This is a genomic window from Curtobacterium sp. VKM Ac-2865 (assembly GCF_015350905.1).
In the GTDB taxonomy this organism is placed as follows: Bacteria; Actinomycetota; Actinomycetes; order Actinomycetales; family Microbacteriaceae; genus Curtobacterium.
The window spans coordinates 275,298-290,505 of the sequence record NZ_JADKRZ010000005.1 but is presented as its reverse complement, the minus strand read 5'-3'; the positions used below and the strand labels follow the sequence as shown (position 1 = coordinate 290,505).

General features: G+C 70.4%; 17 protein-coding genes and 1 tRNA gene. 8 read left to right on the top strand and 10 right to left on the bottom strand.

Going from position 1 to position 15,208, the window contains the following annotated elements; genetic code table 11:
- Positions 1-8 precede the first annotated feature (8 nt).
- Complete coding sequence (locus tag ITJ54_RS13915) at positions 9-1,523, top strand: FAD-dependent oxidoreductase (protein ID WP_194629224.1); 1,515 nt, start codon at positions 9-11, stop codon at positions 1,521-1,523.
- Here ITJ54_RS13915 and ITJ54_RS13910 read toward each other — a convergent pair.
- The 3 genes from ITJ54_RS13910 to ITJ54_RS13900 form a co-directional block, all read right to left on the bottom strand.
- Positions 1,465-2,394 (bottom strand): helix-turn-helix transcriptional regulator, encoded by a 930-nt coding sequence (locus ITJ54_RS13910; RefSeq protein ID WP_194629222.1) that lies wholly within the window; start codon positions 2,392-2,394, stop codon positions 1,465-1,467. The two genes, ITJ54_RS13915 and ITJ54_RS13910, sit on opposite strands and share 59 nt — an antisense overlap.
- Before the next feature lie 116 nt (positions 2,395-2,510).
- Complete coding sequence (locus ITJ54_RS13905; RefSeq protein ID WP_194629220.1) at positions 2,511-2,873, bottom strand: hypothetical protein; 363 nt, start codon at positions 2,871-2,873, stop codon at positions 2,511-2,513.
- Between the two features lie 9 nt (positions 2,874-2,882).
- Positions 2,883-3,290, bottom strand: coding sequence for a nuclear transport factor 2 family protein (locus ITJ54_RS13900; protein WP_194629218.1), 408 nt, complete (start codon positions 3,288-3,290; stop codon positions 2,883-2,885).
- 126 nt (positions 3,291-3,416) lie between these two features.
- Between ITJ54_RS13900 and ITJ54_RS17985 the strand changes: the two genes are divergently transcribed.
- Positions 3,417-4,013, top strand: a complete 597-nt coding sequence (locus ITJ54_RS17985; protein ID WP_228509414.1) for a TetR/AcrR family transcriptional regulator — start codon at positions 3,417-3,419, stop codon at positions 4,011-4,013.
- A 30-nt stretch (positions 4,014-4,043) separates the two neighbouring features.
- Here ITJ54_RS17985 and ITJ54_RS13890 read toward each other — a convergent pair whose 3' ends face one another.
- Both ITJ54_RS13890 and ITJ54_RS13885 read right to left on the bottom strand, forming a co-directional pair.
- Positions 4,044-4,589, bottom strand: a complete 546-nt coding sequence (locus tag ITJ54_RS13890) for an isochorismatase family protein (RefSeq protein WP_323741725.1) — start codon at positions 4,587-4,589, stop codon at positions 4,044-4,046.
- Between the two features lie 7 nt (positions 4,590-4,596).
- Positions 4,597-5,052: a MarR family winged helix-turn-helix transcriptional regulator gene (locus ITJ54_RS13885; RefSeq protein ID WP_194629214.1), complete on the bottom strand. Its 456-nt coding sequence runs from the start codon at positions 5,050-5,052 to the stop codon at positions 4,597-4,599.
- A gap of 61 nt (positions 5,053-5,113) precedes the next feature.
- On the opposite strand from ITJ54_RS13885, the gene ITJ54_RS13880 reads away from it, so the two are divergent.
- A complete protein-coding gene (locus ITJ54_RS13880; protein WP_194629211.1) occupies positions 5,114-6,028 on the top strand; it encodes an alpha/beta fold hydrolase in 915 nt (304 codons plus the stop codon).
- Between the two features lie 76 nt (positions 6,029-6,104).
- On the opposite strand, the gene ITJ54_RS13875 is transcribed toward ITJ54_RS13880, so the two are convergent.
- Positions 6,105-6,674, bottom strand: a complete 570-nt coding sequence (locus ITJ54_RS13875) for a TetR/AcrR family transcriptional regulator (protein WP_194629209.1) — start codon at positions 6,672-6,674, stop codon at positions 6,105-6,107.
- Between the two features lie 116 nt (positions 6,675-6,790).
- Between ITJ54_RS13875 and ITJ54_RS13870 the strand changes: the two genes are divergently transcribed.
- Positions 6,791-7,456: an SDR family NAD(P)-dependent oxidoreductase gene (locus ITJ54_RS13870; protein ID WP_194629207.1), complete on the top strand. Its 666-nt coding sequence runs from the start codon at positions 6,791-6,793 to the stop codon at positions 7,454-7,456.
- 69 nt (positions 7,457-7,525) lie between these two features.
- On the opposite strand, the gene ITJ54_RS13865 is transcribed toward ITJ54_RS13870, so the two are convergent.
- A complete protein-coding gene (locus tag ITJ54_RS13865; RefSeq protein WP_194629205.1) occupies positions 7,526-8,146 on the bottom strand; it encodes a TetR/AcrR family transcriptional regulator in 621 nt (206 codons plus the stop codon).
- Between the two features lie 78 nt (positions 8,147-8,224).
- On the opposite strand from ITJ54_RS13865, the gene ITJ54_RS13860 reads away from it, so the two are divergent.
- Together ITJ54_RS13860 and ITJ54_RS13855 are read left to right on the top strand one after the other, a co-directional pair.
- Entirely contained in the window at positions 8,225-9,400 is a 1,176-nt protein-coding gene (locus ITJ54_RS13860) for an ABC transporter permease (protein ID WP_194629203.1), read from the top strand.
- A 127-nt stretch (positions 9,401-9,527) separates the two neighbouring features.
- Positions 9,528-10,583, top strand: a complete 1,056-nt coding sequence (locus ITJ54_RS13855) for an amidohydrolase family protein (RefSeq protein ID WP_194629201.1) — start codon at positions 9,528-9,530, stop codon at positions 10,581-10,583.
- Between the two features lie 78 nt (positions 10,584-10,661).
- Here ITJ54_RS13855 and ITJ54_RS13850 read toward each other — a convergent pair whose 3' ends face one another.
- Both ITJ54_RS13850 and ITJ54_RS13845 read right to left on the bottom strand, forming a co-directional pair.
- The gene (locus tag ITJ54_RS13850; protein ID WP_323741724.1) at positions 10,662-11,273 is read right to left on the bottom strand and encodes a VanZ family protein; all 612 of its coding nucleotides are present in this window, start codon (positions 11,271-11,273) and stop codon (positions 10,662-10,664) included.
- A 21-nt stretch (positions 11,274-11,294) separates the two neighbouring features.
- A tRNA-Gly gene (locus ITJ54_RS13845) sits at positions 11,295-11,365 on the bottom strand.
- A 230-nt stretch (positions 11,366-11,595) separates the two neighbouring features.
- On the opposite strand from ITJ54_RS13845, the gene ITJ54_RS13840 reads away from it, so the two are divergent.
- Together ITJ54_RS13840 and ITJ54_RS13835 are read left to right on the top strand one after the other, a co-directional pair.
- A complete protein-coding gene (locus tag ITJ54_RS13840) occupies positions 11,596-12,693 on the top strand; it encodes a DUF6177 family protein (protein WP_194629198.1) in 1,098 nt (365 codons plus the stop codon).
- Positions 12,683-13,030, top strand: a complete 348-nt coding sequence (locus ITJ54_RS13835) for a hypothetical protein (protein ID WP_194629196.1) — start codon at positions 12,683-12,685, stop codon at positions 13,028-13,030. Before ITJ54_RS13840 ends, ITJ54_RS13835 begins: the two co-directional genes overlap by 11 nt.
- 69 nt (positions 13,031-13,099) lie before the next feature.
- Here ITJ54_RS13835 and ITJ54_RS13830 read toward each other — a convergent pair whose 3' ends face one another.
- Complete coding sequence (locus ITJ54_RS13830; protein ID WP_194629194.1) at positions 13,100-15,145, bottom strand: cytochrome c oxidase assembly protein; 2,046 nt, start codon at positions 15,143-15,145, stop codon at positions 13,100-13,102.
- Between the last annotated feature and the right edge of the window lie 63 nt (positions 15,146-15,208).

The following is a 15,208-nucleotide window of genomic DNA, read 5'->3' as shown; positions in this document are numbered from 1 at the left end:
AGCCCATCATGACCACACAGACCCGCACCACCCATCCATCGGTCGCGATCATCGGCGCGGGCCCCGGCGGCCTGCTCGCGGCACGCATCCTGCAACTCGGTGGCGTCGCGGTCACCGTCCACGACGCGGACGCATCGCTGGCGTCCCGGACGCAGGGCGGCACGCTCGACCTGCACGCCGACTCCGGCCAGATCGCGATCGAGGACGCCGGCCTCACCGACCAGTTCCTCGCGCTGGCGCGTCCGGAGGGACAGGCTCACCGTCTCCTCGACCCGAGCGGCACGGTCGTCGCCGAGCAGCACCCGGCGCCGGGGGAGACCGCCGCACCCGAGATCGACCGGTCGCAGCTCCACGCGATGCTCGCTGCGTCCCTCGCGCCGGACACCATCCGCTGGGGAGACCGCCTGGTGGACGTCGACGGCCGCACCCTGTCGTTCGCCGACGGCACGACCACGACTGCCGACCTCGTCATCGGTGCCGACGGTGCCTGGTCGCGCGTCCGGGCAGCCCTCACCGACGCCGTCCCGCGGTACACCGGGGTCACGTTCGTCGAGGCCCTCTTCACGGACGTCACCGAGCGGCACCCGGAGATCGCCGTGCTCGTCGGCGACGGCCACATGTGGGCCAGCGGCGACGGCAAGACCCTCGTGCTGCAGCGCAACAGCGGCGACGTCGTCCGCGGCTACATCTCGTTCCGGACCGAGCTCGACTGGCTCGCGACGGCGGGGCTCGGCGCTCCCGACGGCCGTGGCGGCGTCCTCGACGCCAACGGCACGACCGCAACCGACACCGAGCGGGTCCGACAGGTCCTGCTGGAGCGCTTCTCGGAGTTCGCGCCCGAGCTCCTGCGCGTGATCGACGAGTCCGAGGGCGCCCTCCCCAACCGGCCGATCCACGCGCTGCCGACCCCGACCACGTGGGAGCACCGGGAGGGCGTCACGCTGCTCGGCGACGCCGCCCACGTCATGTCGCCCTTCGGAGGGAACGGCGTCAACCTCGCGCTCCTCGACGGCGCCGAACTCGCCCACGCCGTCGTCGGGGCACTCCGCGCAGGGACGGATCTCGACGTCGCCGTCCGGAACTTCGAGTCCGTCATGACGGCTCGCGGCGCAGCGATGGGCAGGGCTGCGAACGACGCCATCGTGGAGCACTACGCCGTCGGCGGCCCGGACCCCGACAGCATCCCCGACTTCGACGAGGAAGCCGGGCGCTGGCGATCGAACGCCGCTGCCCACCGAGGCGGACGCGGCCGATGCAGGAGGAAGAGGCGGGGAGTGGTTGGCTCCCCGCCCCTCTTCTCGACCGTCCCTGAACGACCGGATCGAGGCCTCTCCATGATCGGGCAGGCTGCTCGTGGAACCGAACCGATCATCCTGTGCTGCGCTGCGGGGCCGCCGATCCTGCGTCAGGCGTCTCCCCGGTGCGCGCTGCGTCCAGGACGATGTCGGCATGGCGGCGACCGGCTCAGCGCTCGAGCGTCTGCCGCGGGGACTCGTCGTACGCCTGGCGGTAGGTCGTGCTGAAGCGACTGAGGTTGGTGAAGCCCCACACGCGTGCCACCTCGGTGACGGTCGTCTCGGCCGGGGTGGACCTCGCCAGGTGCTCTCGGGCGTGACGCAGGCGCGCTCGCCGCAGGTACTCCGTCGGCGTCGTGTCGAGGGTCCGCCGGAACACCAGCTGGACACCCCGGACGCTCATCCGTGCGGCCTCGGCGATCTCCACGATGCCGATCGGCGCGGCGGCGTTGTCCTCGATGAACTGTGCCGCACGACGGACCGCGGTGGGCAAGGCGGCGTCGCAGGCAGGGGAGCCGACCTGTTCGACCGTCATGCCGAAGGCGTCCACAGCCGAGGCCAGGACGAGGTCGGTCGTCGCCTTGTGGATGAGTGCATAGCCGCTGAGGGCCGAGCTCGAGAAGACATTCGCAGCGTGCCGGGCGACGTGGCACCAGTAGCTCGCCGCCGCGTCGGTGAGCGGTTCCGAGGACGCCGTCACGAGGGGCGCGCCCTGGGTGTCGGCTCCGACATGTCGGGCGAGTGCGCCGACGTCGAGGTTGACCACCATCAGGCGGTGGTCCGACGACCACGACCGAGCGATCCCGGGACGGAGCAGGAAGGGCTTCGCCGTGTCGAGGGGTTCGTCGTTGCTCGCGGCGCGGTAGTCCCCACCGGTCGCCATCCCGATGCCGACCACGCCGTCGAAGCGGACGGCCAGCTCCGACCGCGAGCTCACCTCGAACCGGGCGATGCTCACCGCGTCGCTGTCGCCGACGACGCGCTGCTTGTACGTGAAGGGCGCCACGTACTCGCGGAAGGCGCTGCCCGGGTAGACCCGTTGGACGAGTTCCTGTGCCTCGTCGCGGTCGTGCGTCGCGAACCTCGCATCGACGAGCATCTCGTACCTCCTCCTGGGAGTGTTCCTGATCCGAGCATCGGCTGGTGGGGGCGGGCGCAGGTCAGCGTACCCAGGAGTTCCGGCACGGGCGCTCGGTGGACACGAACGCTGACCGACTACGGCCGCTCATCGACGAGGGCGACGAACCGGCTGCCCACGCCGTCGACCTCGCGCCGCACGAACCCAGTGGTGGGGTCGGGCGCCTGGTACGGCGCGTGGTAGTCGCACATCAGGTGGTCCCAGTCCGGCCACCACTTCTTGGGTCGTGCCTCTTCGGAGTAGCCGCAGACCGAGCACTCGAGGTGGACCCAGACCTTCTTGGCGCCCGTCCGGTTCGCGCGGGACTGCACGAGCCAGGCGGGCGGGTCCTGCTCGATGGCCTGGAGTTCGGCCTCGCTCAGGCGCGACGGGATCCCGTGGTGGGTCGCCATCTCGATGGGGATGTCGAGGCGGACGGCGGCATCGCGGCGGGACAGCATCTCCCCAGGTTAGGTTCTGTCGCTGCTCACCGCGTCGACGCGCTGGGGGACGATGCGTCGTCGGGCGATGCGCCACCCGGTCGGCTCACGACGGAGCACGTCGTGGTGCACGACCGCGGTGAGCGTCTGGTCCGCCATGAGCATGAGGCCCTTGGAGTCCACGACCACGCCGTCGTCCACCGGATCGGTGATGACCAGGTTGCTGACGAAGTGGGCGATCGGGCCGCGTGGGCCCATCGTCTCCGCCAGTTCCCGCGCAGCGCTGATGCCCGTGAGCACCGGCATCCCCACGGCACTCATGTCATAGACGACGTCGGCGGTGAAGACGGTGTCGATCTCGTCGAACCGGCCGTCGTCGAAGACGTGCCCCACCCGACTCAGTGTCTCCGCGATCGCCCAGCGGTCCTCGATGTCCATGGTTCGTCCTCTCGATGAGGTCGACCTGGAGCGGTCGACATTGCTGATGGTACTCAGTACCGAACAGAACGCAATACCAATCAGGATTGCGACCCGGTAATCGCCACCGCTCGGTACGCTCGACGCATGACCTCTGCTCTGTCCCTCATCGAGCGCAAGCAGCAGGCGGCGCGGGAGCGCATCGTGCGGGCGGCGGCGGACCTGTTCGCGGAGCGCGGCTTCGACAGCGTCTCGGTGTCCGACATCGCCGAGCGGGCGGAGGTCGGCCGGACCACGTTCTTCCGTCACTTCGGCGACAAGCAGGAGGTCGTCTTCGCTCGTGAGGAAGCGCTCCTCAGCGCGTTGACGGCCGAGGGGCTCGGCGCGGTCCCGAGCGATGACCGATCGGTGCGAGCGGCACTGCAGGCAGTGCAGCCGCTCGTCCTGCAGCTGACCGAGCGCATCACCGAGGACCCCGAGGAGCACCGCCGTCACGAGCAGCTCGTCGAGGGCAGCATCGAGCTCCGGGGACGCAGCGCAGCGAAGGCCCAGCTCATCGCCCGGCGGCTCGGGGACCTCCTGGTGGACGCCGGGTGGGACGAGGGCGCCGCGCGGCTCGCCGGTCAGATCGCACTGGCCTGCTCGGCGGCGGCTCGTGCGTCGTCCGATCGCCCGGCGGCACTCGTCCGCGACACCCGCGCCGCGTTCGCCCAGGTGCTCGACCTCGGCACGCAGCGCTCCTGACCCACCGGGGCGCGACCGGTCCTCTGAGTGTCAGCGCGTCGAGATGAGTTCGACCTGGTCGTGCCGTTCGACGCCGAAGTCGAGCCCCGGGTACCGCAGGCCGGAGAAGTACATGTTCGTGTGCGCGACGATCTGCTGCGCGGTGATCGCCACGCCCTCGTGCTCGGCATCGACGGTCGTGTGTGCGTCACCGACCAGCGTGACGTCGAACCCACGGACCGCGGCCGACTGGGTCGTGGTGCGGACGCAGTAGTCCGTCTGCGCGCCGGCCACGACGAGGTGCGTCGCGCCCAGCTCGGCGAGGACCTCGGCGAAGTCCGTTCCGACGAACGCGTCGCGCCGGGTCTTCCTGATGAGCGGTTCGCCCACCAGCCGTCCGAGCGGTGCCGCGAGCTCCCACTCCGGAGTCCCCTCGGGGAAGTCGTCGTGGTCCTGCACCCAGACCACCGGGACACCGGCAGCACGTGCACGCTCAACGAGCGACGCGGCGCGGCGGGTCACCCCGTCGGCGTCGAAGCACCCGTCGAGGACGCCGACCTGCATGTCGATCACGACGACGACGCTCGATCTGCTCACCGTCTCATCATGGCAGCGGCCCATCGGCCCCGGGTGAGGTGATCTCGGGGATCCGCTCGAGCAGCTGTTCGAGGACGGCCACGTGTTCGGCGCCCTCGCTGGCCTCGAGGCGCTCGAGGATTCGTTCGAACGCCGCTGCTCCGAGTGCGGTCCAGTCCCTGCCGCGGTCCGTGACCCGGAGCGGCCGTCGGCGAGCGTCCCCCTCGTCGATCCCGCGGTCGACATAGCCGAGGTCCTCGAGCGACCGTATGGTCTTCGCGGCAGCCTGCCGTGAGATGCCGAGCGCGCGCCCCAGTGCCGATGCGTCGGACGCGCCGTGCTCGATGGCCTCCATCGCGAAGTGCAGTGCCGGGGTGGCGCCGGGGTTGCCTCGGTCGGCCAGGTCGTCGGTGACCTCGGCCGACATCGCGGTGAAGGCCTTGAGCAGCTGGCTGGCCAGTCGCGCTCCTCGTGACGTCTCCATCCTCTGACGCTAGTCGTCCGATGGATTGACAACCCGGTTGTCTGCCGCTCAGAATGACAACATGGTTACCAATCAGCAGCATGTCGAACAGCGTCCATCGACCATCGAGGGCGTCGAGCACCACGTCGAGCAGGTGAACGGGCAACCCCTGCACTGGGTGTCCGGGGGAGCGGGCGGTTCCCCGGTCCTCCTGGTCCACGGCTTCCCGGAGACGTGGTGGGTCTTCCGACAGCTGATCCCGCTCCTCGCGGCCGAGCACCGGGTCATCGCGGTCGACCTCCCTGGGTTCGGCGGCTCCGTCCTGCAGGACGGCGAGCGACCAGCTGCCCACAGCAGTGCCGCGGCAGCCGTGACCCTCCATGCGCTCATCGCCCGGCTCGGACTCGGTCCGGTCCACCTCCTCGGCCAGGACATCGCCGGCAACACCGTCTTCCGGCTCGCCGCCGAGCACCCGGAGGACGTGCGCAGCCTCATCGCCGTGGAGACGCTCGTCTCCGGCTTCGGGCTGGAGCAGCTGGCCGACGTCCGGAACGGCGGCGCCTGGCACATCGGAGCGATCGCGACCCCGGGCGTCGCAGAGTTCGTCTTCACCGACAGGGTGCGTGCGTTCCTGACGCAGATGTGGTTCCCCCACCTCACCACCGTCGCGGACGCGGTGACCCCGGCCGACATCACCGAACTCGTCCGTGCCTACTCGCAGCCCGGCGCGTGGGCCGGTCCACAGGGGCTGTACGCCTCAGCGCTCGCCGACGGAGACGAGCTCCGAGCGCTCGCCGCCTCCGCCGGCCTCCAGGTCCCGGTGCTGGCGGTCGACGGGATGGGCATGCCGACCACGGCCGACGGGATGCGGTCGATCACCGACCGGGTCGAGGCCGTGCTGCTCGACGGTGTCGGCCACCACGTCGCGATGGAGGCGCCCAGCCGTCTCGCGGACGCGATGCGGTCCTTCATGGACCGGATGGACCAGGGGAACTGACCAGTTCCGTCACGACCGTCGCTGGTCGGGGTCGCTGGAAGTCGCATCGAAGTGGCGAACGAGGCGTGTCGCGGTGTCAGCCCTGGGTGGTCCAGGCTGCGGAGATGCTTCGGTCGACGATGCGACGCCATCCGTCCGGTGCGGTCGGGTCGTGGCTGGCCATCCCGGCCATCCACAGGACGGTCAAGAGGTCATCGGTGGTGAAGTCCTCGGTGAGCACTCCGGCGGTGTGTGCGTTGGCGACGAGTTCCGCTCCGAGCGCCATGGATCGTTCGCATGCGTTGATGAGGAGCACGGCGTCGGGGTAGCGCCGGAGCATCGCGTCGTTCATGGCCGGGTCGCTTCGCTGCAGGTCGATCATCTCGGCGATGAAGGTCTCCAACTGCGCTCGCGGAGTGCTCTGGGCCAGCGTCCGTTCTCGGAGGGTCCGGAGTTTCGCGCCTGCGATGTCGGGTACGACGGCATCGATGAGGGTTTCGCGCGACCCGATGCGGTTGTAGAGGGTCCCGATGCTCACCCCGGCCTCGCGGGCGATGTCCTCCAGCGGCGCGGAGAGCCCTCGCTGTGAGAACACCGCGATCGCGGCCGCGCGGAGCTTCTCGACGTTCGCCTGCGCGTCTCGGCGCAGGCGGGGTGCGGTGCTCACAGCGACTCCGAAGTATCTTGAGGGCGGCCTCAACATAGGCTGCAGAGAATTGAGGACGGTCTCAACATACCGCACCAGCTTGCAGTGCCCGGCGGTGGGCCACGGAAGGACGCATCATGCCCCTCATCACCATCATTGGCGCAGGACCCGGTCTGGGTCTCGAGATCGCGCGAGCCTTCGGGCAGAGGGGCTTCGACGTCGCGCTCGTGGCCCGGAACCAAGCGAGCGTGGACTCCTTGGCGAGTGAGCTCGTCGCGGAGGGCATCCCGGCACGTGGTTTCACCGCCGACGTCAGCGAGCCCGACACGATCCGGAGCGCCCTCCGCTCGATCCGGGAAGCGCTCGGGCCGGTCGACGTCCTCGAGTTCTCCCCGGCTGACCGGACCCTGGAGTCGGTCGATGCGGTCGACGTGACGATGGAGAACCTGCAGCCACAGCTCGACTTCTACCTCGGCGGCGCCATCGCAGCCGTCGGAGAGGTCCTGCCGGGCATGATCACGGCGGGCTCCGGCACGGTCCTCGTGACCACCGGTGGCGGTGCGCTCGCCCAGACGCCTGTCCGCGGGAACGTCAACATCGCTGCGGCGGGGCTCCGGAACTGGACGCTCAACCTCAACGCCGCCCTCGCGGACAAGGGTGTCCACGTCGCATTCGTCGCCATCACCGCGCTGATCGGAGGTGGGCGACCGGACGCTGAACCCGCGGTCATCGCGCAGTCCTACGTGAAGCTCCACGACGAGCGGCGGGACGCCGAGCTGCACTACGTCGCGTACGACGGCTGACGCGCCTCCCGCCTGGGCTGCTGGCCCGGGCGGGGCCTGCCGGGCTCGCGGGCCCCGGGTCTGCGCGGTTCAGTCGGCGCCAGCCGCTGCTGCCGCCGCCGCCGCGAAGGTCCGGAGTGTCGCGACCTGCTCAGCCGTGCTCGGGGGCGCGTCGGCCATCTGCCATGTCGACACGAGCGCGATCATGCCGCCGATCGTGAAGGTCCGGGCGTCCCCGGTCAGAGCGATCTCCGGTCCTCGGCGATCGTGGTCCGACTCCGTCAGCCAGGTCGTCATCGCCGCTGCGAGCACCTCGGCGACACGCTCGCCACGTGGAACGGCGCGGAGCTTGTCGAAGAAGCCACGATCGGCTCGTCCTGCGGTGAGCAGCGGTTCGATACCGCGCTCTCGAACGGCGTCGGTGAGGGCCTTTGGGAGGTTCGCCGCAGCCTCGTCAAGGGGGAGCCAGTCTTCGAGGAGGCGGCTGATCCAGAGGTCCGTCGCGAGGTCGCCGACGTTGCTGTAGTGGTTGTGGAGGGCCTGCCTGCTCAACCCAGCACGCTGTGCCACGGCGCTCATCGAGATCGTCTCGCCCTTCGGCGTCTCGGACACCAGGGCGGCCAACGCCCGGATCAGGGCAGCGCGGGTGCGGGTGATGCGCGGGTCCACCCGGTGGCTCGCTCGTGGCACCGCGCCTGTTCCCTCCGTCATGACTCCATCTTGCCAGAGCCCGAACGCTGATGTACGTTCGTCATCTACTAGGCAACTGTAAAGGACATCATGACGCACGTGACTGAGCCTGCCCCTGGCCGCGGAGACGGCCAGCAGCACCCCGAGTTCGAAGCGGCGGTCGCGGGCGGCACGCTGGTCTCCGAGGGGCCGGGAACAGCGCATCGCTACCGCAACCTGGTCCTCGGCGGGATCGCGATCCTGCTCCTGGCGATGGCGATGTTGACGAGTTACTCGAGCGCGTTCGGCAACCCGACGCCGAACAACGTCCATCTCGCGGTCACCGGCGACGCGGATGCAATCGTCGCGCTCGAGCAGCAGGGATCACTGGACCTCACCGTCGTGGGGTCCGCAGGGCAGGCGCGATCCGCTGTGCTCGACCGCGCCGTCGACGGCGCTGTCGTCTTGCCGGCACCGGGGAACGGCGCCGGCGTGACCACCTACATCGCCAGCGGCGGTGGACGCGGCCTGGGTCAGGCAGTCTCCGGTGTCGGCGACTCGATCGCGGCGAAGCTGCAGACCACCAACACGGCCACCGACCTCGCACCCCTGCCGGAGAAGGACCCGGTCGGATCGATCGAGTTCTACGCGATCCTCTTCGCCGGCCTGGGTGCGGCCCTCGGCGCGACGGTGTTCGGGCGCATCCTCGGCACGGTCGACACGGCGGCGAAGTTCGTCGAGCGCGGCATCGTCCTCGTGCTCTACGCCGGTCTCCTCGCCGGACTGATCACCCTGTGGATCAACTCCGCACTCGGGGCGGTGACCGTCGGCCCCTGGGCGGTGTTCGGGATCCTCTGGCTGACCGGAGTCGCCATCGGGGGAGCGGTCACGGGCATCGCCGCACTTGGCGGAACCATCGCGGCCCTGGCCATGACACTCGCCCTGGTGATCCTGGGGAACACGTCCTCCGGTGGCCCGCTCGGGATCCACGTCCTGAACGACTTCTTCCAGACGCTCTACTACGTCTTCCCGCAGGGCGACGCGCTCGACCTGCTGCGGTCCGTCCAGTACTTCGACGGCGCCGCAGTCGCCGCCCCGATCATCCGGCTGAGCATCTGGGCAGGAGCGGGCATCCTGCTCTCCCTGACGGCGATGCTCATCCGGAACCGACGCGAAGCCGCTGCTCGACCGAAGGGCCGACTCCGGCACGAGCACGGTCCCCGCTCGGCAGCCGGCCCATCGGGGTCCCACCCCGACTCCACCGCAGTCACTCGCAACGCGGCCTTGCTGCCGTGATCCCGACGCCCTGAACACGACAGGGGCGCTCGACACCCGCGACGTGTCCGACCGGCGAGGACCATCACGACGACCCCATCTGCACACAACGAGTCCTCATTGCTGAGGACGATCGGAGGACCGCACCATGCCAGGGAAGATCGATGTCCACCAGCACCTGCTCCCACCCCGCTACTTCGAGGCACTGGCAGAGGCAGGATCGAAAGCGATGGGGTCCGGTGCCCCGGCGGGCGCGCAGGGGGACGCGCCGGCTGCGACCGGAGGATCCGCGCAGTGGGATCCGTGGGGTGCGAACGGCGGGACCGCGCCGCGCCGCGGTCCTCGGGCCATCGGCGGCTGGTCGATGCCGGAGTGGAGCCCCGAAGCGGCTGTCGCGATGATGGACGAAGCAGGGATCGAGACCGGGATGCTCTCGATCAGCGCACCGGGCGTGCACTTCGGTGACGACGCTGCGGCGCGCGAACTCGCCCGCGAGCTGAACGACCAGCAGGCCGAGCTGGTCCGGGAGCAGCCTGACCGGTTCGGGCACTTCGCGGTGCTGCCGCTTCCGGACTTCGACGGCGCGGTCGCCGAAGCCGTGCGAGCACTCGACGAACTCCACGCCGACGGTGTGCTCCTGCTGTCGAACGCGCACGGACGGTACCTCGGCGACCCCGCCTACGAGCCGCTGTGGGCAGAACTCGCCGCCCGCTCAGCCGTGGTCTTCGTGCACCCCACCGCACCGCCGATCACGCAGTTGCCGGGGATGCCGACCGCATTGCTGGACTTCCCGTTCGACACCACCCGCACCGCCGTGGACCTCGTCGCGCACGGAGTGTTCGACCGCTACCCGGACCTGCGCGTGATCCTCTCGCACGCCGGCGGGTTCCTGCCCTACGCCGCGAGCCGGTTCAGCGCCGCCGCGATGTTCAACCCGGGCACCACGCCGGAGCGCATCCAAGCGGGCCTGCGCAAGTTCTACTTCGACACCGCCCTGTCCGCATCTCCCACCTCGCTGCCGTCACTGCTCGCGTTCGCGGAGCCCGGCCACGTCCTCTACGGCAGCGACTTCCCCTACGCGCACCCCGACTGGACCGCGCGCTTCGACCGCGACCTCGACACCTACGACGGCCCAGGCGCAGAGCGACTGGGCGAGGTGCACCGAACAGCCGCCGAACAGCTCTTCCCCCGCTTGTCGAGGTGATCCGACCCGGGAGGCGATCGGCGTCTGAGACGGTCCCCAGCCGCCGGCGGTCGTCGTCACCGTCCTCGTCGGAGTCCGTCAGCGGACCCGCTCACGAGACGGGTCACTGCGTCCGCTCAGACCGGGCACCCCTTCCGTCGCGTGCCAACGGAAGCGCTGCAGGACCGCGGACAGCATCGGGACACGACACAGCAGGACGAGGACCACGAAGCCGACGACTCCGCCGACGGTGTTCCAGATGAGGTCGTTCACGTCCGCGACGTGACCGCCGGAGAACAGCCGCTGCGCCGCGAGCTGGAGGAGCTCGATCGCCAGGCTCACGGCCGCGGCGCCGAGCAGCACCTTCCACCACGACGGGCGACGCATCAGGAGCGGGATCAGGACGCCCAGCGGTACGAACACCACCACGTTGGTGAGGGCGTCACCGACCTCGTAGTCGTGGAACGGGATGAGGGCCAGCGCAGGTGCCCACGGTTCTTCGTGCGGGACGGGGTGGAGGAAGATCGGGAACACCGTGTTCGCGAAGATCCCTGCTGCGTAGACGGCGATCGCGGCGGCGAGCGCAGCGCGCGGCCAGCTGAAACGCCCGCCCCGGAAGAGGAACACCAGTTGGACGACCATCACGACGACGCCGAGGAGCACGGCGACGGGCAGGGCGGGGACTTCGCCGAACGGGTCGGAAGGCGGCACTGTTCACCTGATCTTGCTCGGAGCGAGTGACGGGAATCGAACCCGCGCTACCAGCTTGGGAAGCTGGAGTTCTACCATTGAACTACACTCGCGCGCCCGCTCAGCGGGACTCGACAACCATACCGGATTCCGCCCTGGACGCCAGCCGACCGCGTGCCGTGCGCCGATCCGCCGGAGCCGAGCCGAGCCTCCCGGCCGTCACCGGACCCGACCATGCGTGACGGCCGTGTCTCCCCTGTGAGGGCGCCCCACTGACGGACAGGTGTCGGGCCCGTGTGTACCGTCCAGGGAGTTGATCGACCCCGAACCCGAGGAGGCCCGGATGGTCAGGCATCCCCTCATCGACGACGTGATCGGTTCCGCGATCGTGGTCGATTCCGACTCCCACGTGGTGTGGCTGACGGACGCGCTGGCCTCCCTGCTGCAGCGTGCCTCGGCTGCCGAACGCGTCGTCGTGCTGCGGACCCGGCCCGATGCCGCCATCACGCCCGCCCTGCGGCACGCACTCGGAGTGCACGGAGCGGCTTGGGCTGTCACAGCAGCTGACGGCACCCTGCGCGACGGCCGGACCGGGGTCGAGGCCGAGGGCGTCACCGACTTCGTCACGCACGGGCCGGAGCTGCTCGGGGTGCCCGCGCCGTCGCACCCCGTCGCCGAGGGCTCCGTCCGTCAGATCAGCATCGACCTGACCCTGCGTCACCACGCCGAGCGCGCGGTCGACATGGGCTCCGCGATCGAGGCCCTCTGCCACACCGTCGGTACCTGCCCGACGCGCTGGGGCACCTCCGAGCCGCTCGCGGTGCCGTGGGACCGCTGGGTCGTCACGCAGTACGCCAAGCACGAGTCCCCGGACATCAGCACGTCCTACGCGGTGGGTGACGGCTTCTCGGCGACGATGACCGCGCACCTGACCGACGGCGTCGTCATCGAGACGATGTCCGCCGTCCTGACCGTGCCCGACGAGGGCAGCGACCCGGCGCTCGCCGAGCGGATGCTCGACGCGGTGCAGCGCGTGGCCGGCGAGGTCATGCCGGTGTTCGGTGTCGTCATGCAGCGCCGCGGTGACGTGGACCACCTGGTCCGTCCCGTGTCGCACGGAGAGCCCGCTCCGCTCGCGGTCGTCGTCGGGCCCGAGGCGACCGGGCTCCTCGACCGCGGGGACGTCTGGCCGCCGCCGCACACCTCGACCTCGAGCTTCGTCGGCCGGTCCGGACCTGACGGTGCTGGTCCCGACGGCGCCGGACTCATCGTCCGGCTGGAGGACGGGTGGACGGCACTCGAGGCCTTCCTCGACCGCATCGACGAGGACCGCTTCCTGCAGCTCGTCGGTGGCGCTCCGCTCGACCCCTCGCACGACGAGGGCTCCCTCGACGGACACGTCAGCGCCGGTGGCGTGCACGGAGCGCACGGTGCCGCGTGACGTGACCCTGCTCTGCCGGGGTCCGGTGGAGGTGCGGGAGGTCGCCGAGGCACTGCTCCTGCACGACGACACCTGGGGCGTCCGCGCACTCGACGACGGCCCCGTGATGCAGGTGTGCCGTGACCAGGACCACCCCGTGGTGACGGTCCTCGGGGTCCGGCGTGTGGACGTGCTCGACGAGGTCGAGCGCATCCTGCCGGACGCACCGTCGATGACGATCCCCGTGTGGTGGGTCGACACGGTGATGCCCGCGGGCCCGGACGGCGAGTCCGGGATCAGCGCAGCGCTCGAGGCCGCGATGGACCTCGACGCGGTGTGCATCGTGCACGGCGACTGAGCCGACCGACGCGCGCACGCGCACGTCTGCGGGTGACCGGCGCCGACCCGACGGGCCGCCGCCGTGGCGTCAGTCGCGCTGGCGCATCGCGCTCAGGCGCTCGTTGTAGGCCTTGAGCTCCGCGTCGCCGTCCCGCTCTGCCTGGCGGTCGAGGCGCTTCGCGTCGCGCTTGTCCGACTTCACCCAGTTCCGGACGACGAGCAGCGCGACGAACACCATCGGCAGCTCGGAGGCACCCCACGCGATGCCGCCTCCGGTGTGTTGGTCGGCGAGCAGCCCGACGTCGTTCGTCTGCCCGAGGGCGTGGAACCAGTCGGCGGCGTACACGGCCTGCGAGGTCATCACCGCGACGCCGAAGAACGCGTGGAAGGCCAGGGTCGCCAGCAGCGCGATGATGAGGATCGGGTACTGCGGGCGCTGCGGGCCCGGGTCGATGCCGACGAAGACCCAGAAGAACAGGTAGCCGCTCAGCACGAAGTGGACGACCATCGCCACGTGCCACTCGTGTGACTGCATCGCGAACTGGAACGCCGGCGTGAAGTAGAACACGACGAGCGACCCGGCGAAGATCACCCCGGCGACGGCCGGCTTCGCCATGAACTGCATGTAGCGCGAGTGCACGAACAGCATCAGCCACTCGCGGGCGCCGCGGGAGCCGTCGTTGCGCACCGGCAGGGTCCGCAGGGCGAGCAGCACCGGGCCGCCGAGCACGAGCGGCAGCGGCACGAACATCATCAGCAGCATGTGCTGGATCATGTGCGACGAGAAGTGGATCATGCCGTAGACCGACGGACCGGCCGAGGTCGTCCAGATGAACACGGCACAGCCGAGCACCCACGAGATCGTGCGGCCGACGGGCCACGAGTCCCCGCGCTTGCGGAGCTTGCGGACCGCCAGCAGGTACCAGCCGGCCCCGACGACGGCGAGCGCGAGCCACACCCAGTCGATGTGCCACTGCGTCAGGAACGTGTGGAGCGTCTGCGTCGGCGGGTACGGGTAGCCGATGAGCCCGGAGCGGGTGTCCTGCCCGGTCTCCGGGGTCTGCGGGATCGGCGGCTGGCTGCGCGACACCGCGACCGAGACGCCGATGGCGATCGCCATGAAGACGACCTCGGCCAGGGCGAACCGGGTGAAGGAGCGGCGGTCGAGCGGGGAGCGCAGCAGGGCGGGGACGAGCTTGCGGCGCTGGACGATGCCGGCGAGGCCGAGCAGCACGAGGATCACGGCCTTGACGGTGATGAGCCAGCCGTAGGTCGTCGTGACCAGGTCGAGCGGGCCGGTCAGGCGGAGTGACGCGTTGACGATGCCGGAGAACGCGACGGCGGCGAACGACCAGCCGGCGAGGGTCGAGTACCGCGCGACGACGCGACCCGTGGCACCCTTCGTGCCGGTGCGGAGCAGCAGCACGGCGACGAGTCCGCCGGCCCACACGCACACCCCGATGAGGTGGATCGCGAGGGAGTTGACCGCGTTGGCGTGCTCGAGCGACCCGGCCGCGTGGCCGGAGAGGGCGAGGGGCAGCAGTGCGAACAGCCCGGCGACCGTGGCCACCGCGAGCGTCGTGACGCGGGTCGCGAAGGCGGCCAGCACCGTGGCGATGAGGATCGCGACGGCCGACACCACGAGCGACTGCCCGATCTCGACCTGGAACGCGAAGACCATGAAGTTGCGGGCGAACAGCGGCGAGGTGATCGAGGACCCGAGGGTGTTCGCGCCCGTGAACACGATGCCCACGACGGCGGCCAGGAACCACACGGCGCCGGTCGTCGCCGCCCAGCGGACCGCGCGGTGCTGCACGCTCGAGATGGCCCGGTGGTCGGCCTTCTGCGCCGGGAGCGCGAACGCCGCGACGATGAGCAGGCCGATCGTCAGTGCAGCCATGGTGTCGTGCACGGCCCGCGCGACGGGGAGCCCGTACTGCACGAGGTCGCCCGCGCTGACGAGCTGCTGGTTCGCGGTGAAGGCCCCGGTCACGGTCATGCCGAGGATCGAGCACGCGACGGCGAGCGGTACTGCGACGGCGAGCACAGTCGCGACGGTGGACGTGCGAGCGGTGACGGGCGCCGCTTCCGGCGTCGGGCCTCCAGCGGTGGTTGCGGTGGTGGTGACGGACATCGACCTGTTCCGGGACGCTTGTGCCCGCGAGACCGCGGACCCTCCATCGTAGGCGCGCGGGCC